Below are 26,110 nucleotides of genomic sequence, written 5' to 3' on the forward strand. Positions count from 1 at the left end.
ATATTGGATTTTTGCAAAAATACGCCTAAAAAACAGTTTTTGAGCCACAATTAAGAAAAAAAATAGGCATAAGATTAAATAAAATTGATTTAACTAGGACCGCTTAACTCAGATTGAGCCACTTAATTCCATCTAATCTCTTCGAAAACGTAAAATCCTACTGTGATTTTGCTTTAAATCTTGATAATGAAATACTATGAATGATCTAAAAATAAAATTTTTCTAGTATTCCAATCGATCTAAAACTGCTTCAAAAGATACTTCATTATTCCATTTTTGACGGATGGCTTCGGTATGAATAGCTCTTAATCGATCTCTAAAATCATCTAGAATTCCATTTGAAATTAAAAAAACAACTGCTTGCTCAAATGAGTTAAACATACTTTTGTAAAAGCCCTCTACTTTGATGGTGTTTTCGCTTGAAAAAGTTTGAGCAATTTCAATGTTGTACAACATCACATCGGCAATCACAAAAGGATCGACACCTAAAATTTGAAAATGTTTGATATATTTTTGAGCTACGGAGCGGCGCATTTTGGGTCTGCTACGACGTCCCGTTTTCTTGACAGGGAAATATTCGTAGGCAATTTTAGTTTTACATTCTTTTAAAAGAGTGTCTTCTTTTGGATTAAAAACAAAATCGTAATACACTTTGACAGCGCTAAATTTTTCATACAACTCGACTATTTGTTCTTCAAGTTGTTCTTTATCTAGTGTTGCAATATATTTTTTTAACTCTCGCTTACTCATTATCAAAGTTTAAGATTGCAAAAGTAATTACTTTAGGTTTCTGTTACATAAAATTGCGTGATAATAGCTAATTTTGTTTTTTATACTTTAAAGAAAATATCATGCTTAAAATTTTCAAAATTGTCGCTTTATTAGAAGGAGTTTCTTATTTAGCATTGTTTTCAAATATGCTAATTGTAAAACCTACAAATTTAGTTCTCTATAAAACGTTACTTTTTCCAATAGGAATGGCACATGGTCTCTTATTTGTTAGCTACATTATACTAGCAATATTGCTGAAATTTGAACAAAATTGGGATTGGAAAAAATTCGGAATTATATGTTTAGGCTCCTTAATCCCGTTCGGAACTTTTTACGTGGATAAAAAATATCTGAAAAATGTTTAAATACATTGAAGCAATCTTCACATTCCTCTACCCTATTTTTAGAAAATGGGGTTTAGGCAGTAGCGTGGCATCGTATGTTAGTTTGGTACTAAATATTATCGTTTTATGTACTATTTCATATATCATTTATGTTGTCTTTCGCTTAGTTTTGGTGACCATTTTAGCTATCATTGCTAAAAAAACCAAAACAAAATTTGATGATTTGCTGGTTTCGAATAAAACGGCCAAGTACATCGCGCATTTGATTCCGCTTTTATTTATTTACAAGTCAGTACCCATCATTTTAGATCGATTTGAATATTGGGAAGGCGTATTTGGCAAAGTGGTTGGTATTTATATTATTGTCTTGGTTCTGTGGATTATTCGCACTATTTTTAATGCACTTCGCGATTATTTAAAACTGAAACCGCGCTATAGCGATAAACCCATTGACAGCTTCATTCAAGTTATCATGATTATGCTGTGGGTTGTGGGTAGCACTTTAATTGTTTCTAAATTATTTGATATTGATAAGAAGGAATTGCTAACAATATTAGGAGCTGTTTCAGCAGTAATCATTTTAATTTTTAGGGATACAATTCTCGGATTTGTTTCTAGCGTTCAAGTTTCAATAAATGATATGGTACGCATTGGCGATTGGATTACAATGGACAAATTTGGTGCTGATGGTGATGTCATTGAAATCAATTTAGCTACCGTAAAAGTTCGAAATTTTGATAATACCACAACTACAATTCCAACCTACAGTCTAAGTTCAGATTCGTTCCAAAACTGGCGAGGCATGCTAAACTCAGACGGAAGACGAATTAAAAGACATATTTTAATAAAAACTAGCAGCATTCGATTTCTTGACGAAAATGATCTTCTAGAATTAAATAAAATTCAGCTTATTACAGCATACCTTGCTGCTCGCAAGCAAGAAATTGATCAATTCAATCTGCAAAACAGTATAGACAAATCACTTCCAATAAATGGTAGAAACTTGACTAATTTAGGTGTTTTTCGCAAATATATTACCGAATATTTATCTCATTATCCAAGTGTGAATAAGGACATGCTCTTGCTTTGTAGACAATTACAGTCAACTGCACATGGCGTACCACTTGAAGTTTATGTTTTTTCGTATGATAAACGATTCGAAAATTACGAATACATTATGGCTGATATTTTCGATCATATTATTGCAGCAGCTCCGTATTTTGGCCTCGAATTGTTTGAAACTATGTCTGAGAGCACACTTAGTAGTTTTACCAAAAAATAAAATTCCTTCAGATACAATATAATCTTAACAACTAAATTAAGCTTGCGTAACGTTACTTTTCACGCTATTGTTTACCTTTAATTAAAAAAAATGACAACAAGAGATTCTTTTTTAAATGACTTTAGAGGTCAAACTATCGGTTCTATCAACGAAGCTACTACTCCTGATGAGCATTTTCAAAACCAAGTATTAAGACCTATTTTAAAGCTACAAAACGACTTGTTTTTGAGTATTTTTAATTCGTATGCTCAAAACAGTAAAGTTGATTTTTACAATCTTACGCTTGAAAAAAAAATGGCACTCATGGAGAATGCTGTGCAAAAAGATACTGCCTTCAGAAATAAATGTCAAGGAATTATCATTGGTCTTTTTACCTCACAAGAATATGATTTATACAGTGTTAATGCATCTCATTTAAATAAACGAATGATGAGTATGTTATTAGAGCGCCTAAAAAGCCAACTACAGTTTTTTGCCACTAAATAAAATTCTCCTACAAATTAAAAACGTCCTCAGAATAAATAGATTATCTCTAAAATCTATCACAATCTTTTGTGGCTGTTTATTATTGATAGACACTAAAAAAAACAATATCTCATTAAAATCCTTACTTCTTTTTAATTGTAACATCAATTTCTTTTGATTATCTGCGAATGTAAATTTGTTAATTTTTTAACGAAAATGCATTTTTGGTACCTCATATAATCCTATTTTAAATATTTGATTGAAATAATACTCGTATGTTCGATTTCCTTGAATTGTATTGTAACTTTCTAATTTGAAGATAATTCAGTCGTTTTTTTCGTTATACTTGTTTAAAGTAAATTTTATGATGGAAGACTATTTCAAATGGCATTCCCCGCATCTCAATCAAGAAATTGAAATGTTAGTTTTTGGGCATGCTGGTTACCCTGTTTTACTGTTTCCTACCTCTATGGGAAGTTTTCATGAAAACAAGGACATGGGCTTGATTGAATCGGCAAAATGGTATTTAGATCAAGGTTTAATTCAGATTTTTTGTCCTGATAGTGTAGATAAAAACAGTTTTTATAACAAAAATATACACCCTATTCATCGTATCGAAAACCACGTTCAATACGATAAAATGATTTGCCACGAAATTGTCGAAAAAATAATGCATCACAGTCCAACAGGAAAAATTGCAATAGCAGGTTGCAGTTTTGGAGGCTATCATGCTGCAAATTTTGCATTTCGTCATCCTGGATATGTCAGCCATTTATTTGCAATGAGTGGTGCTTTTAGTATCAAAAATTTCATGGATGGTTTTCACAATGATGCTGTTTTTTACAATAGTCCTGAAGATTATTTATACGGTCTGGATGATCATGAATTGTGGAATATTGATATCGTTTTAGGAACTTCAAATTGGGATATTTGCTTTGATGCCAATTTAAAAATGAGCAAGGTGTTGAGTAATCGAAATATTCACCATTGGCTAGATATCAGGCAAGAACAAAATCACGATTGGCCCTTATGGAAAGAAATGTTTCCGCATTATTTATCACGAATTAAGTTTTTTTAACAAAATAAAGGAATCAAGATGAAAAAAATTGGAATTTTATTTGGCATGGAAGACTCTTTTCCGCAAGCCTTTATTGATCGAGTTAATTCAAAAAATGAAAAAGGCATAATTGCCGAAGCGGTAACAATTGATAAAGTAGTACAAAACAAAGATGGAGAGTATGCTGTCATCATTGATCGCATTAGTCAAGATGTTCCTTTTTATAGAGCTTACTTAAAAAATGCTGCTTTAACAGGTACAAATGTGATTAACAATCCGTTTTGGTGGAGTGCTGATGATAAATTTTTCAATAATTCCTTGGCAGATACTTTGGGAGTTCCGTTACCTAAAACGGTTATTTTACCTTCTGCCGACCATCCTACAGATACTACCGAAAAATCTTTTCGCAACTTAAAATATCCTATGGATTGGGATGGAATATTTGAGTACGTCGGATTTCCTGCCTACATGAAACCCTATGCAGGCGGTGGATGGAAAAACGTGTATCGTCTTGAAAACAAAGAAGAGTTTTGGCAAAAACATCAAGAAACAGGTCAATTGGTAATGCTTTTGCAGGAAGAAATCGTTTTTACTGAATATTTTAGAGTGTATTGTTTGGGTCGAAAGGCGGTTCGCATTATGCAATATGAGCCACGAAACCCTCATCATTTAAGATATGTACTCGATGGACCACCTGCAAATAAAAAATTACTGGCGACTATAAAGGATTACACATTACGCCTATGTAAAGGCTTAGGTTACGATTTTAATACCGTTGAATTTGCTGTAAGAGATGGCATTCCTTACGCAATAGATTTTGGAAATCCTGCTCCCGATGCTGAAATCACATCTGTAGGAGAAGCTAATTTTGAATGGGTTGTTGAAGAAGCTGCTAAAATGGCAATTGCTGCAGCAAAAAAACAAAAATCTGGTAAAGTAAACTTAACTTGGGGTGATTTTATCAAAGATGCAGTAAGATAGTTTTCATTCAAAGTAATCAGTAAATAAACTGAAAGCTGCGACTGCGACTAAACACTAAAAAAATTATTATGCTAAAGAAATTACCTGTATTTACGCTTGGTGTAGAAGAAGAATACCAAATTATAGATCCTGATTCTAGAGATTTACGTTCGCATTTATCTAAAATTGTAGATGGCGCAAAAATTATATTGAACGAACAAGTTAAGGCTGAAATGCATCAATCAGTGGTTGAAGTAGGTACTAATATTTGTAAAAATATTAAAGATGCCAAAAATGAGATTCGATTTTTACGCTCTAAAATAGTCGAATTGGCTGATAAGCAAAATTTAATCGTTGGCGGAGCAGGTACGCATCCCTTTTCAAAGTGGCAAGACCAACCTATTACAGATGATCCTCGTTACCATGATATTGTAAATGAACTTCAAGATGCCGCACGTTCAAATTTAATTTTTGGAATGCATTGTCATGTTGGAATCGAAAATCGTGAAATAGGATTACAATTAATGAACCAAGCCACCTATTTCTTGCCACATATCTTTGCTCTTTCTACAAACTCTCCTTTTTGGGAAGGCAGACAAACGGGTTATAAATCATTTAGAACTAAGGTTTTCGACAAGTTCCCAAGAACAGGTTTGCCTGAATACTTTGATTCGGTAAGTTCTTATGATAATTATTTAGACACTTTGGTAAAAACCAATTGTATCGATAATCCTAAAAAGATATGGTGGGATTTGCGTTTGCATCCATTTTATAATACTATCGAATTTAGAATTTGTGACATGTCACTTACCGTTGATGAAACTATATGTATCGTAGCTATAATTCAAGCTATTGTGGCCAAATTATACAAATTAAACATGAACAACACTAGCTTTAATATTTATAGGTTAGCATTGATCAAGGAAAACAAATTTAGAGCAGCGCGCTACGGAATAGAAAACAATATGATTGATTTTGGATTACAAAAAGAGGTAGCAACCAAAATGCTTATTCTTGAATTGCTTGATTTTATTGATGATGTTGTAGATGAACTAGGAAGCAGAAACGAAATTAACTTTGTTCATGAAATATTAAAAAATGGTACCGGTGCAGACAAGCAATTAGCTGTTTTTAATGAAACAGGACAACTCACAAGCGTAGTTGATTTCATTACATCCGAATTTACCAAAGGCTTATAATTTAAATATTTAATCTACGGATATGCTACCAAAACCATTACAAATTGCACTTTTAGACATGTATAACGGTGAATCCAATCAGGGCATGCGTTGTATAATTGATGTGATCAATAGGTTTCATCCGGTTGTACGTTACGATATTTTTGATGTTCGCCAAAAATGTGAATTACCAGATATTAAAAAATACGATATTTATATTTCGACAGGCGGGCCAGGAAACCCTCTTGAAGGAGATGGTATTTGGGATAGAAAATATTATGAATTTATTGATGCTTTATCGGCATGGAATATAGAAAATGATATAAAAAAACACATGCTTTTTATTTGTCATTCATTTCAAATGGCTTGCCAGCACTTTGGTTTAGCAAAAGTTACCAAACGAAACGACACCTCATTTGGAGTAATGTCAATTCATAAAACAAAAGAAGGTCTTGTAGATCCTCTATTTGAGGGACTTCCAGATCCTTTTTATGCAATTGATTCTCGTGATTATCAAGTAGTACAGCCTAAATTAAGTGTTTTTAGTAAAAAAGGAGCTCGTATCATTTCTCTCGAAAAAATTAGAGATCACGTTCAGTACGAGAGAGCAATTATGGCAGTCCGGTTTACCGATTATTTTGTTGGCACACAGTTTCATCCAGAAGCAGATCCAATAAGTTTTGTAACCTTCCTGAGAAATAAAGAAACCAAAGAAAGAATTAAAGCTATGAAAGGGGAACGTAAATTTCGTTCAATGTTAGAGGATTTATTAGATGATGATAAAATTTATAGAACGAACGAAACTCTGATTCCGAACTTTCTTCGAATCGCAATTAATGATTTGATTAAGACAAAAAAAATGATTTCGAATTAAAACCATTCTCTCATGATTGAAAAATATAGGGAATTATTCAACTCGCAATTTTCTGAGCAGAAATACCAAAATTTAAAAGACGATATTGCCTCTGATTTTGACTATTTACCAACCTTCAGAATAGCCGAAACTCTTTTTTTTATTCCCAACACCCTGAAAGATCAATTGATCGAAGGCTGTCAAGAAGTTATTTTTTTTATTAGTCAAAATAATTTTAAAGCACAAACTCAAAAAGCAGTGCCTCCTCATTGTAGTGTTCCTAACGAGGACAATCACACCACATTTCTAGCTATTGATTTTGGCATTTGCATAGAAAATGAAAAGATCATACCAAAATTGATCGAAGTGCAAGGATTTCCATCTTTGTTTAATTATCAAATGAATCTTTATGAGAAATTTAAAAATCATTATCCTTTTCTGGATGAATTAACACCTTTTATTAATGGGATTTCAAAGCATGAATACATAAGCATTCTACAAAAAATAATTTGTGGTAATCATTTACCAGAAGATGTAATATTACTAGAAATTGAACCGGAAAAACAAAACACAAAAATTGATTTTTATTACTGTGAACGCGATTTAGGAGTAGCTGTCGTTTGTGTCACAGAATTGATAAAAAAAGGAAATAAATTGTATTACACCAACAAACTTGGCGAACAAAAACAAATAAAACGAATATACAATCGTGTTATCTTTGATGAATTAGAAGAAAGATCTGACTTGGACTTGAATTTTAGTTTTACTGATTCCCTTGATATAGAGTGGGCAGGACATCCCAATTGGTTTTTCCGAATCAGCAAATTCATTCTGCCCCTGTTAAAAGGAAAATATTGTATTGAAACGAGATTATTGAGCGAACTCGATGAGATCCCAACAGATTTAGAAAATTATGTTTTGAAACCTTTATTTTCATTTGCAGGCGCAGGAGTTATTTTTCATGTAACACGTCAGGATATTGAAAATGTTGTAGAAAAAGACCTTTATATTCTGCAAAAAAAAGTTACTTACGCACCAATTATACAATCACCAAATGGGAAAGTAAAAGCCGAAGTTAGGATACTTTGTACTTGGGACCAAAATGATAGCGCTCCTACTCTACTTTGTAATTTAGTTCGCCTGAGTCGAGGAGAAATGATCGGTGTTAAATTCAATAAAGATGCTGATTGGGTTGGCGGATCAATCGGATTATTTGAAAAATAATTCCTTGTTGAGTTAAAAAAATAGTTAAACCAAGTTGTCGAAAATCACTACAAATATTTATTAAGTAGATTTTAAAGAACACTTAATATTTTTCTTTAATAAGTCATTTTAACGCAATGATAAAACGGTTTAGTAACTTTTAAGGGTTTAAACTGTAATATAAAACTTATTTAAAAGACCTAAATAAACTAAAAAAAATGTTTTTTCGAATTTTAAACACCCTGAGATAATAATTTTTTACTGAAAAATAGACAGTAGTAAACCCTTTTGATGAATTTTTTAAATTGTTTTACTTAATAAAATGTAAAATATGGAATAATTTATTTTTTTAACATAAAAAAAATCAAGCTGGTTTTTTTTTCTTTATTATTGTATAGTTCTAATAATTTTGTAATAATCATTAATTTTAATAATCAGCAAATGAATAGAAGAGAAGCACTTAAAAGCGTTGCGTTTTTGATGGGAAGCGCAATCTCAGCAACAACTATGGGCGTTTTGTTTGAAAGTTTTAGTTCGCCAATTGACGAAAACAAAAAACTAAACTTTACGGCAACAGATGAAGCTATTTTAGCTGAATTTGCCGAAATCATTATTCCAACTACAGCTTCATCACCAGGTGCTAAAGCAGCAGGTTTGGGTACTTTCATTCCAATGATTATTAAAGATTGTTATCCAGTTGAAATGCAGGAAATTTTTGCAAGCGGATTGAAAGCAATGCAATACAAATCTGTAAAAGATTTTAACAAAGAATTTTTAGCTACTTCACCAGCGGAACGTCAAAAACTGATGGAAGACTTAAGAGCAGAGGCTATTGCAACTAACAGAGCTCCTTCCTTTTTTCTTCTTGCCAGAGATTTAACCATTCTTGGGTATTATTCATCAGAAATTGGTTGTACACAAGCCAGAGAATATTTGCCTGTTCCAGGACGATACGACGGTAGCGCAGAGTACAAACCAGGACAAAAAGCTTGGGCAACCAATTAAATGCTAAAAAACAAAAAACTAGAATTTTAAACCAAAAAAAAACTAAACGTGAACATTAATACCAATTTAAAAGCAGAAAACACCTATGATGCTATTGTAGTAGGTTCAGGAATAAGTGGTGGTTGGGCAGCAAAAGAACTAACCGAAAAAGGAATGCGTGTGCTAATGCTTGAACGCGGAATGAATATAGAGCACATTAAAGATTACGAGTCGGCAATGAAAGCTCCTTGGGAATTTGAACGAGCAGGCAAACTAACACAAGAACAGAAACGTACGCATCCGGTACAAACTCGAGATTATCCTTATAATGAAGCTACTGAAAAATGGTGGGTAAATGACTTGGATTGTCCTTATACCGAGGACAAAAGATTTGACTGGTACAGAGGTTTTCACATGGGTGGTAAATCATTAATGTGGGGCCGACAAAGTTATCGTTTTAGCGATCACAATTTTGAGGATAACAAAAAAGACGGTTATGGTAATGACTGGCCAATACGTTATAAAGATTTAGAAAAATGGTATGATTATGTTGAAAAATTTGCTGGAATTAGCGGTCAGGCAGAGAACTGGCCTTTGCTACCAGATGGTAAATTTTTGCCTCCGATGGACTTAAACTGTGTAGAAAAATCAGTTAAAGAAAGATTGGAAAAACACTACAATCAAACACGTATATTGACTATCGGACGAACAGCTAACTTAACCGTTCCTCACAAAGGTCGTGGAAGTTGTCAGTACCGTAACCTTTGCAGCAGAGGATGTCCGTTTGGTGCTTATTTTAGTACCCAATCCTCTACGCTTCCAGCAGCTACTGCTACTAAAAGATTAACTGTGAGACCCTACTCTATTGTAAATCATATTATTTACGATAAGGATACAAAGAAAGCAAAAGGTGTTATGGTAATTGATGCCGAAACCAATGAAACCATGGAGTTTTATGCAAAAATTGTTTTCGTAAATGGATCAACTTTAGGATCAACTTTCATTTTATTAAATTCAACATCGGAGGCACATCCAAACGGTTTAGGAAATTCTAGTGGCCATTTAGGACATAATTTAATGGATCACCATTTCCGTTGTGGGGCTGAAGGAACCGCTGAAGGTTTTGAAGACAAATATACTTACGGAAGAAGGGCTAATGGAATTTATATCCCGAGATATCAAAACTACGGAAGTGACAAGCGTGATTATTTACGTGGTTTCGGCTATCAAGGTGGCGCAAGTAGAGGTTCTTGGCATAAAGAAGTAGCTGAGTTAGCCTTTGGTCAAAATTTTAAAGAAACCATGTCATTACCTGCAGATTCTTGGAGTATGGGGTTAGGTGGTTTTGGAGAAATGCTTCCTTATTACGAAAATAGAGTTTATATTGATCATACTCGTAAAGACAAATGGGGGCAGCCAGTTCTTGCCATTGATTGTGAGCACAAAGAAAATGAGGCTAAAATGCGTGAAGATATGATGAATGATGCTGCTGAAATGTTAGAAGCTTCAGGAATTAAAAACGTTAAAACTTACGATAATGATTGTTATCCAGGAATGGCAATTCACGAAATGGGAACTGCACGTATGGGTAACGATCCGAAAGAATCAGTTTTAAATAAATGGAATCAAATGCACGAAGTGAGTAATGTTTTTGTTACTGATGGTTCCTGTATGCCATCCATTGCATGTCAAAATCCATCACTAACATTTATGGCTCTTACAGCACGTGCTTGTGATTATGCAGTTAAAGAATTAAAAAAAGGTAATATCTAAATCAATGGCATTACGAAAATTAAGAATGGGAATGATTGGCGGTGGACAGGATGCTTTTATTGGAGCAATTCATCGCTTAGCAGCAAATATGGATGGCTTAATTGAATTGAGCTGTGGTGCGCTAAGTATCAATCCCGAAACTGCTATTGCATCTGGCAGAGCACTTTTTTTACCTGAGTCAAGAACTTATACTAGTTATGAAGAAATGATTAAGTCTGAAGCTGCTTTGCCTTCAGAAGAAAGAATAGATTTTGTAACAATTGTTACTCCTAATTTTGCTCATTTTGCTCCTGCTATGATGGCTTTAGAACATGGTTTTAATGTAGTGATCGAAAAGCCAATTACGTTTTCTCTTGAGGAGGCCAAGTTACTACAAGATAAGGTAAATGAAACGGGTTTAACACTGTGTTTAACCCACACCTACTCAGGATATCCTATGGTAAAACAGGCAAAAGCCATGGTTAAAGATGGGAAGCTAGGAAAAATTAGAAAAGTTTGGGTAGAATATCCTCAAGGCTGGTTGAGTAGGCTTTCCGAAAGAGAGGGGAATGCGCAGGCAGCTTGGAGAACTGATCCTAAAAAATCAGGCAAAAGTTCTGTAATGGGCGATATTGGTACTCATGCAGCACATCTAGCTGAGTACATAACTGGCAGTCCAATTACCGCGGTTTGTGCTGAATTAAATACGTTAGTTGATGGCCGTGTTATGGATGATGATGGCGCTGTTCTACTTAAATTCGAAAATGGAGCTAAAGGAGTATTAATGGCATCGCAGGTTGCTGCAGGTGAAGAAAATGCTTTGAAAATTAGAGTTTATGGAGAAAATGGTGGTCTAGAATGGTTACAGCACGATCCGAATACCTTATTAGTTAAATGGTTGACTGAACCAACTCAAATTTTACGAGCTGGTTCTAATTACAGTCATTTATCATCTTTTGCTACTCACAATTGTCGCACGCCTGGTGGACATCCAGAAGGATATTTAGAAGCATTTGCTAATATTTATAGAAATTTTGCGCTCACATTGCAATGTAAATTACAAGGAACGGAACCAAGTCCAGAAATGCTCGACTTTCCAACTGTTGTTGATGGAGTTCGCGGTATGGCATTTATTGATAATGTTGTTGCTTCATCCGAATCAGATTTAAAATGGACACCTTTTGTTGTCTAAATAACTTCAAGTATTAAACATGTAACAAATTATATGACTACAATTCAAGGACCAGCAGTCTTTTTAGCACAATTTATTGGTGATACAGCACCTTTCAATTCCTTAGATGGCATATGTAAATGGGCTGCTGATTTAGGATTTAAAGGTATCCAAATGCCTACTCTAGATTCACGATTCATAGATCTTCAAAAAGCTGCCGAAAGTTCCACATACGCTAATGAACTGAAAGGAAAAATAGCCTCCTACGGTTTAGAAATCACCGAATTATCAACTCATTTACAAGGGCAGTTAGTGGCAGTACACCCAGCCTATGATGATTTTTTTGATGCATTTGCACCAAAAAATGTACATGGAAATCCAAAAGCGCGTCAAGAATGGGCAGTACAGCAAATGATGTATGCTGCAAAAGCATCTCAAAACTTAGGTTTGACTGCACATGCAACCTTTAGCGGTTCTTTGTTATGGCAATATTTTCATCCTTGGCCGCAACGACCGGCAGGATTGGTTGAAGAGGGATTTGCAGAACTAGCCAAGCGCTGGACTCCTATTTTAAATGAATTTGATAAAAATGGAGTTGATGTTTGTTACGAAATACACCCTGGAGAAGATTTGTTTGATGGCGAAACCTACGAAATGTTTTTAAAGGCGGTAAATAATCATGAAAGGGCTTGTTTGTTATACGACCCCTCTCATTTTGTATTACAGCAATTAGATTACATTCAATACATTGATTTTTATCACGAACGTATTAAGGCATTTCATGTCAAAGATGCTGAATTCAATCCAACCGGAAAGCAAGGAACATTTGGCGGATACCAAAATTGGGCCAATAGAGCAGGAAGATATCGTTCTCCAGGTGATGGTCAAATAGACTTTAAAACTATTTTTAGCAAGCTAACTCAATATGATTTTAAAGGATGGGCTGTTATGGAATGGGAATGCTGTATAAAAAATCAAGAAGACGGTGCTCGTGAAGGTGCAGAATTTATCAAAAATCATATCATTAAAGTGACCGATAAAGCATTTGATGATTTTGCAGCAGTAGCTACTGATCAAGCATTCAATAGAAAAAACTTAGGACTATAAAACTATAAATAAACTAAAATGAAACTAAAATTTGTACTGTTTGGAGCAGCTTTATTAGCCTTGACTTCATTTTCAACCCCTACTTTATCATCTAAATACATTACGATTACCAAAAAAGCTTCTGTTATCTATCAGGCAACTGATGGTGAAAAACTAATTGCTAAATCTGATTGTGTTGGTTGCCATAAAATTGATAAAAAACTAATCGGTCCCTCCTATTTAGATATTGCAAAGAAATATCCGTTGAATGATAAAAACGTAGCTTATTTAAGTGGAAAAATCATCAAGGGTGGTTCTGGCGTGTGGGGTGCTGTACCAATGTCAGCCCATGGATCAATTAAAAAGGAAGATGCCAAATCAATGGCCAAATACATCTTATCTCTAAAAAAATAAGACAGACCCTCTACTAAGCGGAAGGTTCGAAATAACTAGTGTTTGATTCCTTTTTATTATCTAATTGAAAAATAACTATGAAACCAAAAGAAGAAAATAATCAAATAACAAATAATCGTCGGGATTTTATTAAAACAACCGCTGCTGCAGCTGCTGCATTTATGATTATACCTCGACACGTGTTGGGACGAGGATTTATTGCTCCTAGCGACCGTCTTTCTGTAGCTGGAATTGGAGTTGGTGGTAAAGGTCGTTCTGATATTGCGATGTTTGCTAAAAGTGGAAAAGCAGATATCTCCTTTTTATGCGATGTAGATACTCGTAGAGCCGCTGATAGCGTTAAAGCGTTTCCAAAAGCCAAATTTTATAAGGATTGGCGCGAAATGTTAGATAAGGAACATAAAAATATTGATGCCGTTTCTGTATCTACTCCAGACCATAACCATGCTATTCAAGCACTTGCCGCAATGCAATTGGGCAAGCACGTTTATGTACAAAAACCGATTGCTCACGATATTTTTGAAGCAAGAATTTTAACAGAGGCAGCTAAAAAATACAAAGTAGTGACACAAATGGGGAATCAAGGTGCCTCAAATGATGGAACTAGAATAATGAAAGAATGGTACGAAGCAGGCCTTATCGGCGACGTACACACGATACATGCTTGGACAGATCGTCCTGTTTGGCCACAAGGAATTCCTTGGTCAACAAATAAAGCAGCAGTTCCAACAGAATTAGATTGGGATTTGTGGTTGGGTACTGCTCCCTTCAAAGAATATGTAAATAAATTGGTACCTTTTAACTGGCGTGGTTGGTGGGATTATGGTACAGGAGCTCTGGGTGACATGGGATGTCATTTATTAGAAGCCCCATTTAGCGTATTAGGATTGCAATATGCAAAAGATGTTCAATGTAGCGTTGGCTCTGTTTATGTTGATGAATTCCAAAGAGGTTACTTTCCAGAAAGTTGTCCTCCATCAAGTCACGTTACCCTTACCTTCCCTAAAACAAACAAAACAAAAGGTGATGTTCAAGTACATTGGATGGATGGGGGAATTCAGCCAGGACGTCCAAATGAATTAGCTCCAAATGAAATCTTTGGCGATGGAGGTAACGGAACTTTGTTTACTGGAACCAAAGGAAAAATGATGTGCGATACTTATGGATTGAATCCGAGATTGTTGCCTTTAAGCAAAAACGAAAACTTGAAAGTGGCTAAAAAATATGCTAGAGTTGATGGCGGCGCAGAAGGTCATTACAAACAATGGGTTGAAGCGGCTATTGCAGGCTATGGAAAAACAGAATTAAGTTCTCCATTTGAAGTAGCGGGACCATTAACAGAAGCGTTGCTTATGGCTAATTTAGCTGTAAGAGGATATGATGTAATTCGTGAGGAGCTTGGTGAAGAAGTATATCCTGGCCGTTCTGCTAAACTGCTTTGGGATAACTCTGCGATGAAAATCACCAATTTTGACGAAGTAAATCAGTTTGTAAAACGTGATTACCGCGAGGGTTGGAAAGCGCTTACTTTATAATTTTTAGAATAATTAAAATACAATAAAATGATTAAAAATATTTGTTCGGCGTTTGTTCTGCTAGTAGCAATGCAAACATCAAATGCACAGCAAACAGCTGTTCCAAAAGGGTTTAAATCAATTTTTGATGGCCAATCAACAACAGGATGGCATACTTACGGAAAAAAAACAGTAGGAAGTGCATGGAAAGTGGAAGATGGTATGTTGCATTTTGATCCAACTGCCTCGAAAGATGGTCAAGGTGGCGACTTGGTTACTGATCTAGAATATGAAAATTTCCACTTGAAGTTAGAATGGAAAGTGGCATCTAATGCCAATAGTGGAATTATATTTTATGTGAATGAAGATTTAACAAAATATAAAAACACTTACGAGACTGGTCTTGAAATGCAAGTGTTAGACAATGCAGGACATCCTGATGCAAAAATTGAAAAACACAGAGCTGGTGATTTGTACGATTTGATAAAAAGTAGTTCAGAGCCAGTAAAACCAGCTGGTGAATGGAATTCTGTTGATATCGTCTGCAAATTTGGAAAACTTACTTTTCAATTGAATGGCGTAAAAATCGTAGAGACTACTTTGTGGGATCCTAATTTTAAAAATCTAATTGCTGGTAGCAAATTTGCAACTTGGCCTGGATTTGGAACTTTCAAAAAAGGTAAAATTGCTTTACAAGACCATGGTGATAATGTTTGGTTTAGAAATATTTTGATTAAAGAATGGAATACCATGAAGATTACCACTGGCTGTGAAGCCGGAATGTAATTTGATAAAAGAATGCTATTAACTAACCAAACCACTTATTATTTTAACCAATGAATACTACAACCAGAGTAAAACTATCCATCATGATGTTCCTTGAATTTTTCGTTTGGGGCGCATGGTTTGTTACATTAGGAACTTTTTTAGGAAACAATTTAAATGCTTCGGGATCAGAAAGCGCTGCTGTTTTTTCTACACAATCTTGGGGTGCCATTGTTGCTCCTTTCATCATTGGTTTAATTGCTGATCGCTACTTTAATGCAGAAAAGATTCTAGGTATTTTGCATATAATTGGTGCCTTTTTAATGTATCAAATGTATAAATCTTCGGATGTTTCTGTTTTTTACACTTATGTATTGAGTTACATGATCTTATTCATGCCAACATTGGCTCTAGTCAATTCAGTATCTTTTAATCAAATGAAAGATCCTGAAAAAGAATTTTCAAATATTAGAGTTTTTGGAACTCTTGGTTGGATCATTGCTGGCTTAGCTATTAGCTATGTTTTTCATTGGGATTCTGCAGAAGGACTTCGTGACGGATTACTTAAAAATACATTCCTACTAGCAGGCAGCGCTTCTTTACTATTAGGCCTTTTTAGTTTTACTTTACCAGCTACCCCACCAAAAGGTAGCGACGAAAAAATAAAAATTGCAGATATAATAGGTTTAGATGCTTTAAAACTTTTAAAGGATAGAAACTTTGCTGTTTTTTTCATCTCATCAATACTTATTTGTATTCCATTGGCATTCTACTATCAAAACGCCAATCTTTACTTGTCACAAACAGGTATTGAAGGACCAACTGGCAAAATGGTAATTGGTCAAATTTCTGAAGTTTTGTTTTTACTTTTTATTCCTGTATTTTTTAGTCGCTATGGCTTTAAGAAAACAATCTTAATTGGTATGTTGGCATGGGCTGTTCGTTATCTTCTATTTGCTTACGGGAATGGAAATGACTTAAGTTTTATGCTTATTATTGGAATTGCACTTCACGGTATTTGCTATGATTTCTTTTTTGTTTCAGGTCAAATATATACCAATTCAAAAGCGGGAGAAAAATATAAAAGTGCTGCACAAGGATTAATAACTCTCGCTACTTATGGCGTTGGAATGTTAATAGGATTTGCGGTTGCAGGTTGGATTACTGACAATTACAAGCTTACTGATGGAGCTATTAATTGGCAAGTGGTTTGGATTGCTCCAGCAGCCATTGCTTTCTTTGTTTTTGTGATTTTTGCTTTATTATTTGACCAAAAAAAGGAAGGTACTCCAGCTGTTAATTCAATCTAGCGCATCATGAGCGACTCTTTAAACAGAAGATCAGCCATAAAAGGTATTTTGGCAAGTACAGCAAGTTTAGGTTTTGCAAGCCAAATGGCGGCATTTGGTCAGTCTCAAAGTTTTAATTCTGTTAAAAGTATTAAACTAAAAGGCACAATCAATCACTCGGTTTCTCGCTGGTGTTTTGATCATTTAGATTTAGAAACTCTTTGTCAAGAAGCTAAAAAGTTAGGTATTACTGGAATTGATTTGGTAGGTCCTGACGCTTGGCCAATTTTAAAAAAATACAATTTAGTTTCTACCATGTGCAATGGAGCTGAACTTAATCTTGTTGATGGTTTTAATGATCCTATTTTCCATGAGCAATTACAAAAAAGATATAGTGATATGATTCCTAGGGTTGCGGCTGCTGGATATTCTAATCTTATTTGTTTTAGCGGAAACAAAAGAGGAAAATCGGATGAAGAAGGTTTAGCAAATTGCGTAATTGGGTTACAACCGCTACTAAAACTTGCCGAAAAACACGACGTAACTTTAGTCATGGAATTACTTAACAGTAAAATTGATCATAAAGATTATCAGTGTGATAAAACAGCTTGGGGTGTTGCTTTAGCGAAACGTATTAATTCTCCAAACTTTAAATTACTGTATGATATTTACCATATGCAAATTGACGAAGGAGATGTTATTCGTACAATTACAAATAATCATCAATTCATTGCACATTATCATACCGCTGGAGTTCCCGGAAGACATGAAATTGACGATAGCCAAGAATTGAACTATCCTGCAATTATGAAAGCCATTGCAAAAACAGGTTTTAAAGGTTTTGTAGGTCAAGAATTTATACCTACTAACTCTAATAAAGTAGCTTCGTTACAACAAGCCATTTCAATTTGTGACATTTAACTTTTAAAAAAATAAAGATCATGAACAAAAGAAGAGAATTTCTAATCAATACCAGTTTAGCATTAGGTGCTTTAGCCATTGCTCCAAGTTTTGCTTTTGAAGCTAAAAGAAAAGCCATCGGGATTCAATTATGGACATTGCGTGATACATTACCTAAAGATGTTAAAGGTGTTTTGGCACAAGTGGGCAAAGCTGGATTTACAGAAGTAGAAACTTTTGGATACGCTCCTAAGACAGGATTTTTTGGAACAAGTGTGAAAGATTTTAAATTAATGTTAGATGATAATGGTTTAAAAGCTAGTAGCAATCATTTTGATTTCAATAGCATGATTAAAGATGGATCTACTGATTTAGTTTCGGATTACATTACAACCGCCAATACTTTGGGTAGTACATATATTACGGTACCTTATATAGTAGCTGATTTGAGAGGAACTACAGCGGATGCGTACAAAAAATTGGCAGAACATGTAAACAAAATTGGTGGTATTTGTAAAAGTGGTGGGCTGAAATTGGCATACCATAATCATGATTTTGAATTCACCAAATTTGGAACAACGAATGGATATGAAATTTTGCTAAACAATACAGACAAAGATTTAGTTGATTTTGAAATGGATTTGTACTGGGTTGTTCGTTCTGGAAATAATCCTCTGGAATTGTTTAAAAAATATCCAGGCCGCTTTAGTATGTGGCATGTAAAAGATATGGATAAAGCAAATCCTGATTTTAATGCAGAAATTGGCACAGGTGCTATCGACTTTAAAGCAATATTTACTCAGTCAAAACAAGCGGGAATGAAACGATTTTTCTTGGAACATGAATCAAATTACAAACCTAATCCGATAGAATCAGCAGCAACGAGTTTTAATTATATCAAGAAAAATTTAATTTAAACTTTAAAAATAAACTCAACAAAAAAGGGATGCAATCAGTATCCCTTTTTTGTTGAGTATTTAAATTATTCTGTTACTTTTAAAGTTTCTACATAAAAGTTCGGATCTATTACCAATTTAAGTTCATTATTAGATAATGGAATTGTTTTCCACTGATTTTCTGGTTGTAATAATTCATCTTTGCCATTTAGAGTGATTTTTAAAGGCATATTAAAACCTTGCATAGTATTTGTCCAGCGATATTTAAGTTGATTATTCTTTACAGAATATTCTAATTTTGGTACACGAACATCTCTTAAATACTGATTAAAAATCATTGACAAATCAATTCCAGTTTGCTTGCATAAATAATCTTCAATTTGCTTGGTCGTTACCGTTTGGTGATAAAAAGTACTATTCAATCCTCTCAATATTTTCCTCCATTTTTCATCATTATTCACTAATTGGCGAATGGTGTGTAACATGTTTGCTCCTTTAGGATACATATCACCCGAACCTTCATTGTTTACATCGTATTTACCAATTATAGGTTTATCATTTTCAATTATATTTCTAAGACCTCTCACATAAGTATATCCAGCTTCCTTTCCGTAGTAATACTCTAAAAAGAGGCTTTCAGAGTAGTTCGTAAAACTTTCATGAATCCACATGTCAGCAATATCTTTGTAGGTAATATTATTCGCAAACCATTCGTGGCCAGACTCGTGTATGATAATAAAATCAAACTTTAATCCCCATCCTGTTCCGCTTAGATCCCTGCCTCGGTATCCATTTTGATATCCGTTTCCATATGTTACACTACTTTGATGTTCCATTCCAAGGTACGGCGCTTCAACCAATTTGTAACTATCTTCATAAAATGGATAAGGTCCAAACCAATGTTCAAAAGCTTTCAACATTTTAGGAACGTCTTTAAATTGTTTTTTGGCTTTTGCTAAATTATCTCTCAAAACATAATACGTACAATCTAAATTTCCTTTTTCACCTTTGTATTTTTCTGAAAAAGAAACATAATCTCCAATATTGATATTTACGCCGTAATTGTTAATCGGATTGGCAACATACCAAGTAAAAGTACTCGTTCCATCTTTTAATTTTTTGATACTTTTTAAACGACCATTTGATACGTTGGTCAATGAGGATGGAACATTCACACTGATTAACATATTCTCTACTTCGTCATACATGTGATCTTTGTTAGGCCACCAAACACTTGCACCTAGACCTTGACAAGAGGAAGCTATAAAAGATTTTCCATTGGCATCTTTTTTCCAAGTAATTCCGCCATCCCAAGGTGGATTAACAGCTACTTTTGGTTTTCCGTTGTAAAAAATCTGTACTTGCTGTATACTTCCTTTTGTTTGAGCTTCCGTCAAGTTAAGATAGAATACATTACCGTCTCTTTGAAAAGAAACTTGTTTTCCGTTTTGAATGACTTTAGAAATTTGCATTGGTTGTTGCAAATCTATTTGCATCTTTTTTTCATTTTCCAAAACTTGATACGTAATTGTATTTGATCCACTGATTGTGCTATCTAGAGGATTAACTTTAATATCAAGATGGTATTTTTTTAGATCCCACCAAGCGCGCTCCTTTGTAATACTGCCACGCAAGCTGTCCTGATGTGAAAATTTTTCTATGTTTTTCTGCAAAAGCTCTTGTCCTAAACTTGCTTGAACTGAAAGGCCTAATAAAATAAAAATAAACGTTTTTTTCATGATTCGTATATGAACAATAAGATCTAATAATTTATTCATTTTAAAAAAGTGATTTTATCTAGTTGATTTTATTGTAAGTATTAATGTAAATTACCCACTTTAACTTGCTCTATTACAGCTGTAAAATCTTCCCGTAATCGGGTTCCATAATCTTCTAATAGAAATTGTATACGTTCCGCGTTATCTGATTTAACAATGATTCCCGCATGGTATTCTAAAGGAACTTTAAAGCAAACTTCTGGGTCAGAAAAAGCGGCTAAGTTCGGATGTTGGTACTTTGAAAGTGTGAGCACAATACCAGCATATTCTTTTTTAACGGTTGGTAATTGGTATGCCGTTCCTTTGGCTAATGAATTTTCAATTGCAGCCCATTCTTTCCACAAATTAATATTAGATGCCTCTGCCACCATTTCGGCTATATGAGCGCCTCCTACTCTTGACGAAGTTTCAAGAAAATACATTTTACCAGTTTCTTCATTTTTGATGAACTCAGTGTGCGCGGCACCATGCTTTAAACCAAAACTTTTCATGACCTGAACGTTTAATTCTTTTATAACTAAATCATCCTCTGAATCATAGTGTACATTAGCTGTTCTGAAAACGCCACCGCCCTGTGATATTTCCATCGGGGTCGCTAAATACTTAGATGTTAAACTGAAAATAACTTCACCCTTTGAAATTAAACTATCACAATGGTACACGGAACCAGGTTTAAACTGTTCTAAAAGGTATTTAAATCTATTGTTACCGAGCTCGTTTATATGAATCCAAAGTGTTTCTTTATCATTTACTTTTATGATTCCTGATGCCGAAGCTTCAGATCTTGGTTTGAGAACCCACGGAGCTGCTACAGTATCTGCAAAAGTATTGATATCATGATCATTAAAAAGAGAACAAAAAGAGGGTATTGGAATTGCACAACTCTTCGCTCTCATGCGCATGGCCAATTTGTCTCTAAAGTATCTTCCGGTTGTTTGCCCCATTCCGTCTATTCGTAAATTTTCACGCAAATAAGTCGCTTTTTCTACATCATAATCATCAAGAGCTACAATGGCATCAATTTTTGTAGATTTCATAAAGTTACCTACACCTAATAATAAATGCTCTAAATTCCAGTCGACGTCTTGCCCTTCCATATAAAAAATTTCTTTTATGTGTTGGTGAGGCCAAGGTTTATCTCTTAATTTTTCGCTAGTAACCAAATAAACATTGTTGTTTAATTTGCTTAGATGAGTTAAAAAATCAGTCCCTTTAAAGTAGTTCGAGATGCAAAGAAAATTTTTGGAATTTTTCATAACTTAAAGATTTTCAACAAATAAAGTTAATAAATGTACACCATAACCTGTTGCGTGTTTACTTTTAGCAAATTCATCATCGCCAAATGCCACGCCTGCAATATCTAAATGAGCCCAAGCAGGATGCTCGTTTGTGAAATATTCTAAAAATTTAGCCGCACTAATTGCTCCTGCAACTGCTTTTCCACTATAGTTTTTCACATCTGCAATATCACTTTGAATATCACTTTTGTAGCAATCCCAGAGTGGTAACTGCCACAGCCTTTCGCCAATTGCGTCCCCATTTACTTGTAATTGCTCCGCTATTTTAGAATTGTTCGTAAATAATGCACCGCATTCATAGCCAAAAGTACCTACACTACTACCTGTTAATGTAGCAATATCAATTAAATATTCAGGATTAAAATTCTTGATCATGTAGGACAAAGCATCAGCTAAGATTAGTCGGCCCTCAGCATCAGTATCAATAATTTCAATAGAATGACCACTATAGCTTTTAATTACATCGCTTGGCAAAAAAGACTTGGCATCTACTGCATTCTCCGCGCAAGGAACAATAGCAGTTACTTTAATAGGTAGTTGCAAATCAGCTATTAATTGCATGGCACCAAATACAGCTGCGCCACCTGCCATATCGCACTTCATATGCAACATTCCTGCAGTTTTTATATTTAAGCCTCCTGTGTCAAAAGTAATGCCCTTACCTACCAATCCCACGTGCTTAAGTGGCTGAATAGCGTTCTTTGGTACATATTTCATGATTACAAACTGCGGCTCTTGCTCACTACCTTTACCCACCGCTAAAAATGCACCAAGTCCTGCAATTTTGGCATCTTCATGGCCTAAAACAACTACATCAAAACCATATTGTTTTCCTTTTTCTATAGCCCAATTGGCGAGATACTTGGGTGTAACGGTATTGGGTGGCAGATCTACTAAATGGAAATTTGCCAATTGCGCATGAGCAATTTTAATTCCTCTTTCGGCTGCCAACTTGAAATTTAAAGTAGTGACTATGTTTAAAATGAAATTCGGATTTAAAAAAGCATGATTCTTTTGCTCTTTTTTGTAATGTCCTAAATTATAAGTTCCTAATAATAAACCAGAAATGATCGCTTCAACCTGAGTTGCAGAAAAATTTTCTGAAATCACTATGGCAACATCTTCATTTAGCAGATCTTGCTGTTTTGTTGCTACACGCCTAAAAATAGTTTTTATTGTTTTATAATCGGCTTGTTTTCCCAAACCAATTGCCAAACACAAATTATTTTTATATTGAAACGCATAAGTGCTATCTTTTTTTCCGCTAAAAAGAGTTGATGGTACTGAGGTGTTTTCTAAGATTACTGTGTTTCTATCAACCTCTTCATTTTCAAATATTGGAATCAAGATCGTTCCTGAAAAGCCTTCTAAATCTGGAATGATTTTTATTTTCATAATGATGTATGTAAACTAGTTATTGGAACTATTTGTTTATTGAATTTACTTTTGTTGAAAAAACAACCATTCGATTGCTTTTGGGAATTCATCACTCCAATAGCGCTCACTGTGTTGCCCATATCTATTTACACTGACATTCAATAAGTTCAAGTCTTTTATAAATGTACTCTTTATTAATTCATTTTTAAAATTTTTAACTTGATTTAGCATCGTTTTACTTTCATTTCCGCCAGCGTATAAATAAATTTTTGTTTCAGGAAAAGGAACTTCGTTGGTTTTAATAGTTAATTCGGGCACAACCCACAACGAAGGAGAAAATATCATCAACTTGCTAAAAACTTCAGGATTTCGGAGCCCACTAAAAATACTGACCAATCCACCCATACTACTTCCACCAATTCCAGTAAATTCTCGTTCTTTTTTTGTTCTAAAATGAACATCAACGTATGGTTTTAGTGTTTCGGTAACAAATCGAATGTACTTTTTACCTTGTCCTTTTCCTAAAATTGTTTTACCCACATTATATTCTTTGAGTCTGTCTTCTTCAGCGTGCTCAATAGCAATGATGATAATTTTACCGATTTTGTACTCTGACATCACTGCTATTTTTTTATCGATTTCCCAGTTGCCAAATTCAGAATTATCGTTAAATAAATTTTGAGCATCTTGTAAATACATGACAGGATACCTCTCCTCTGACTGATCGTAATCGTGTGGCAGTAAAGCCCAAATTTTTCGTGTTTTATGGAGTTGAGGGATTTCAAATTCATCTGAAATTAATTGTATTTGTGGTAAAAACGACTGCTTAAAGGGCAACCAATTTTTCCTCCATCGCGCTACTGACTCGAGCTGAATTCCTGTTCTTAAAACAGTTGTGCGGTTTTCTGTTCGATTGCCATTTTCGTCAATTTCTACTTCACTCCAATCACCTTTTGTAAATTTATACAAAAGAGTTTCAGGAAAAACAAAATCATTTGGGAACTTAAAATGGTATTTGTTTTGCCCCATTTTTTCCATCACAAATGCTTGGTCCTGTGTTTGCCAATTATTGAAATTTCCTGCTATGTAAACCGGTCTCATATCATCTTCCTCTGTAGTTAGAATAATGTACAAGCCGGTATGATTGGTGTTTTGTTGCAAGATGTGGATTGTATTAAAAGATTGAAAAACTGTTTCAGATATTTAATTATTTGATTTTCAAAAATTAAATATACAAGTTTAGTATTTTAAATAAAAAACAAAACCCAATAGATTTTAAATTTCTATTGGGTTTTGTTTTTATAGTTTTCTAGATTATTTCTGTCGACTTTTCAGCACATCAATAACATCATTCAATTTGAATCCTTTGGCTTGCAGTAAAATCAAATAATGAAACAATAAATCAGCACTTTCACTTAAGAACAAATCATCATTATCATCTTTGGCTTCAATTACAACTTCTATTGCTTCTTCGCCTACTTTTTGTGCAATTTTGTTGATTCCTAATTGGAATAAAGAAGCAACATAACTTTTTTCAGAGTCAGCTTTTTCTCTTCTCGTTTCGATGGTTTTCTCTAATTGCGAAATAAACCCATAATCAGCTTTGTTTTCTGTTTGCCAGCAAGTATCAGCACCTGTATGACATGTTGGTCCAACTGGTTTTGCTTGAATCAATAAAGTATCGCCATCACAGTCATTTTTTATATCAACCAAGTTTAAAAAGTTGCCACTCTCCTCTCCTTTTGTCCAAAGTCTTTGTTTAGAGCGGCTAAAAAAAGTTACTTTTTGCGTGTCAATAGTTTTACGATATGCTTCTTCATTCATGTAGCCCAACATCAAAACGGCTTTGGTTTCGCTATCTTGTATAATGGCTGGAATTAATCCGTCTGTATTTTTTAAGAAATCTATGTTCATTTTTTTAATTTAAAGATTGAAAGATTAAAAATTGAAAGATTATCTAGTACGATTCTCTTTTCTCTTTATTCTAGTATCTGTTTCTATATCCTAACCTCAATATTGTTATTTTTAAGAGCTTCTTTTAATGTTTTGATTTCAATTTCTTTAAAATGAAATACACTTGCTGCTAAGGCTGCATCGGCTTTTCCATCAATAAACGAATCTACAAAATGCTGTATGTTTCCTGCACCTCCCGAAGCAATAATTGGGATATTAACTAGTTCCGAAAGTTTGGCCAAAGCCTCATTAGCAAAGCCGTTTTTAGTTCCATCATTATCCATAGAGGTGAATAATATTTCACCCGCTCCACGTTGCTCGACCTCTTTTGCCCAATCAAATAAATTCAATTCAGTAGGTACTTTTCCACCAACTAAATGTACAATCCACTGGCCGTCAATTTGCTTAGCATCAATAGCAACTACAACACATTGGCTTCCAAATTTTTGTGCCAAATCATTAATCAACTGAGGATTTTTAACAGCTGATGAATTGATAGATACTTTATCGGCACCATTTTGCAATAAAACATCAACATCCTTAACAGAGGAAATTCCGCCACCAACTGTAAATGGAATATTAATAGTTGCAGCTACTTTTCGAACCAAATCAATTAATGTTTTTCTTCTTTCTTCGGTTGCCGAAATATCTAAAAAAACCAATTCATCAGCTCCTTCATCCGAATATATTTTAGCTAATTCAACCGGATCTCCAGCATCACGTAAATCTACAAAGTTGACGCCTTTTACAGTTCTTCCGTTTTTAATGTCGAGACAAGGAATTATTCTTTTTGTTAACATTTTTTATAATTGTTACACAG

General features: G+C 34.3%; 25 protein-coding genes. 18 read left to right on the top strand and 7 right to left on the bottom strand.

The features are described from left to right. Positions 1-222: 222 nt before the first annotated feature. Positions 223-750: a DUF6155 family protein gene (locus L1S34_RS08065; protein ID WP_236363582.1), complete on the bottom strand. Its 528-nt coding sequence runs from the start codon at positions 748-750 to the stop codon at positions 223-225. A gap of 101 nt (positions 751-851) precedes the next feature. Between L1S34_RS08065 and L1S34_RS08070 the strand changes: the two genes are divergently transcribed. From L1S34_RS08070 to L1S34_RS08155, 18 genes are all read left to right on the top strand, one after another. Next, complete coding sequence (locus L1S34_RS08070) at positions 852-1,136, top strand: DUF3817 domain-containing protein (protein WP_236363583.1); 285 nt, start codon at positions 852-854, stop codon at positions 1,134-1,136. Continuing rightward, positions 1,129-2,397 carry a mechanosensitive ion channel family protein gene (locus L1S34_RS08075; RefSeq protein WP_236363584.1) on the top strand — a complete coding sequence of 423 codons (1,269 nt, stop codon included), beginning with the start codon at positions 1,129-1,131 and terminating at the stop codon, positions 2,395-2,397. Before L1S34_RS08070 ends, L1S34_RS08075 begins: the two co-directional genes overlap by 8 nt. Before the next feature lie 90 nt (positions 2,398-2,487). Next, positions 2,488-2,883, top strand: a complete 396-nt coding sequence (locus tag L1S34_RS08080; RefSeq protein WP_236363585.1) for a glyoxalase — start codon at positions 2,488-2,490, stop codon at positions 2,881-2,883. A gap of 343 nt (positions 2,884-3,226) precedes the next feature. Then, positions 3,227-3,940 (top strand): alpha/beta fold hydrolase, encoded by a 714-nt coding sequence (locus L1S34_RS08085; protein ID WP_236363586.1) that lies wholly within the window; start codon positions 3,227-3,229, stop codon positions 3,938-3,940. Positions 3,941-3,958: 18 nt separating this feature from the next. After that, positions 3,959-4,900 carry an ATP-grasp domain-containing protein gene (locus L1S34_RS08090; protein WP_236363587.1) on the top strand — a complete coding sequence of 314 codons (942 nt, stop codon included), beginning with the start codon at positions 3,959-3,961 and terminating at the stop codon, positions 4,898-4,900. Positions 4,901-4,968: 68 nt separating this feature from the next. Then, positions 4,969-6,078, top strand: coding sequence for a carboxylate-amine ligase (locus L1S34_RS08095; RefSeq protein WP_236363588.1), 1,110 nt, complete (start codon positions 4,969-4,971; stop codon positions 6,076-6,078). 22 nt (positions 6,079-6,100) lie between these two features. Continuing rightward, positions 6,101-6,931, top strand: a complete 831-nt coding sequence (locus tag L1S34_RS08100; RefSeq protein ID WP_236363589.1) for a type 1 glutamine amidotransferase — start codon at positions 6,101-6,103, stop codon at positions 6,929-6,931. A gap of 12 nt (positions 6,932-6,943) precedes the next feature. Continuing rightward, positions 6,944-8,134, top strand: coding sequence for a hypothetical protein (locus L1S34_RS08105; protein ID WP_236363590.1), 1,191 nt, complete (start codon positions 6,944-6,946; stop codon positions 8,132-8,134). Between the two features lie 420 nt (positions 8,135-8,554). Then, positions 8,555-9,118 (top strand): gluconate 2-dehydrogenase subunit 3 family protein, encoded by a 564-nt coding sequence (locus tag L1S34_RS08110; RefSeq protein ID WP_236363591.1) that lies wholly within the window; start codon positions 8,555-8,557, stop codon positions 9,116-9,118. A 48-nt stretch (positions 9,119-9,166) separates the two neighbouring features. Continuing rightward, entirely contained in the window at positions 9,167-10,870 is a 1,704-nt protein-coding gene (locus L1S34_RS08115; RefSeq protein WP_166134381.1) for a GMC oxidoreductase, read from the top strand. Between the two features lie 4 nt (positions 10,871-10,874). After that, a complete protein-coding gene (locus L1S34_RS08120) occupies positions 10,875-12,041 on the top strand; it encodes a Gfo/Idh/MocA family protein (protein ID WP_236363592.1) in 1,167 nt (388 codons plus the stop codon). A 33-nt stretch (positions 12,042-12,074) separates the two neighbouring features. Then, entirely contained in the window at positions 12,075-13,127 is a 1,053-nt protein-coding gene (locus tag L1S34_RS08125; protein ID WP_236363593.1) for a sugar phosphate isomerase/epimerase family protein, read from the top strand. Positions 13,128-13,145: 18 nt separating this feature from the next. Then, complete coding sequence (locus tag L1S34_RS08130) at positions 13,146-13,520, top strand: c-type cytochrome (RefSeq protein WP_236363594.1); 375 nt, start codon at positions 13,146-13,148, stop codon at positions 13,518-13,520. Positions 13,521-13,597: 77 nt separating this feature from the next. Further along, on the top strand, positions 13,598-15,055 hold the full coding sequence (locus tag L1S34_RS08135; RefSeq protein ID WP_236363595.1) for a Gfo/Idh/MocA family protein: 1,458 nt from the start codon (positions 13,598-13,600) through the stop codon (positions 15,053-15,055). Positions 15,056-15,082: 27 nt separating this feature from the next. Beyond that, a complete protein-coding gene (locus L1S34_RS08140; protein WP_236363596.1) occupies positions 15,083-15,820 on the top strand; it encodes a 3-keto-disaccharide hydrolase in 738 nt (245 codons plus the stop codon). A 50-nt stretch (positions 15,821-15,870) separates the two neighbouring features. After that, positions 15,871-17,109: a nucleoside permease gene (locus tag L1S34_RS08145; RefSeq protein WP_236363597.1), complete on the top strand. Its 1,239-nt coding sequence runs from the start codon at positions 15,871-15,873 to the stop codon at positions 17,107-17,109. A gap of 6 nt (positions 17,110-17,115) precedes the next feature. After that, a complete protein-coding gene (locus tag L1S34_RS08150) occupies positions 17,116-18,009 on the top strand; it encodes a hydroxypyruvate isomerase family protein (protein WP_236363598.1) in 894 nt (297 codons plus the stop codon). A 20-nt stretch (positions 18,010-18,029) separates the two neighbouring features. Next, positions 18,030-18,905, top strand: a complete 876-nt coding sequence (locus L1S34_RS08155; protein WP_236363599.1) for a sugar phosphate isomerase/epimerase family protein — start codon at positions 18,030-18,032, stop codon at positions 18,903-18,905. Positions 18,906-18,970: 65 nt separating this feature from the next. Here the strand turns inward: L1S34_RS08155 and L1S34_RS08160 are convergent, their stop codons facing one another. The 6 genes from L1S34_RS08160 to hisF form a co-directional block, all read right to left on the bottom strand. Beyond that, positions 18,971-20,623 (bottom strand): M1 family metallopeptidase, encoded by a 1,653-nt coding sequence (locus L1S34_RS08160; RefSeq protein WP_236363705.1) that lies wholly within the window; start codon positions 20,621-20,623, stop codon positions 18,971-18,973. 80 nt (positions 20,624-20,703) lie between these two features. After that, entirely contained in the window at positions 20,704-21,918 is a 1,215-nt protein-coding gene (locus L1S34_RS08165) for an ATP-grasp domain-containing protein (protein WP_236363600.1), read from the bottom strand. A gap of 3 nt (positions 21,919-21,921) precedes the next feature. Then, complete coding sequence (locus L1S34_RS08170) at positions 21,922-23,355, bottom strand: leucyl aminopeptidase family protein (RefSeq protein ID WP_166134361.1); 1,434 nt, start codon at positions 23,353-23,355, stop codon at positions 21,922-21,924. A gap of 45 nt (positions 23,356-23,400) precedes the next feature. Next, positions 23,401-24,498: an alpha/beta hydrolase gene (locus L1S34_RS08175; RefSeq protein ID WP_236363601.1), complete on the bottom strand. Its 1,098-nt coding sequence runs from the start codon at positions 24,496-24,498 to the stop codon at positions 23,401-23,403. 153 nt (positions 24,499-24,651) lie between these two features. Beyond that, positions 24,652-25,251, bottom strand: coding sequence for a bifunctional phosphoribosyl-AMP cyclohydrolase/phosphoribosyl-ATP diphosphatase HisIE (gene hisIE, locus L1S34_RS08180; protein ID WP_236363602.1), 600 nt, complete (start codon positions 25,249-25,251; stop codon positions 24,652-24,654). An 83-nt stretch (positions 25,252-25,334) separates the two neighbouring features. Then, complete coding sequence (gene hisF / locus L1S34_RS08185; RefSeq protein WP_086453301.1) at positions 25,335-26,090, bottom strand: imidazole glycerol phosphate synthase subunit HisF; 756 nt, start codon at positions 26,088-26,090, stop codon at positions 25,335-25,337. Positions 26,091-26,110 lie beyond the last annotated feature (20 nt).

Origin of the sequence: Flavobacterium sp. K77 (assembly GCF_021608205.1) — a bacterium.
GTDB lineage: Bacteria > Bacteroidota > Bacteroidia > Flavobacteriales > Flavobacteriaceae > Flavobacterium > Flavobacterium turcicum.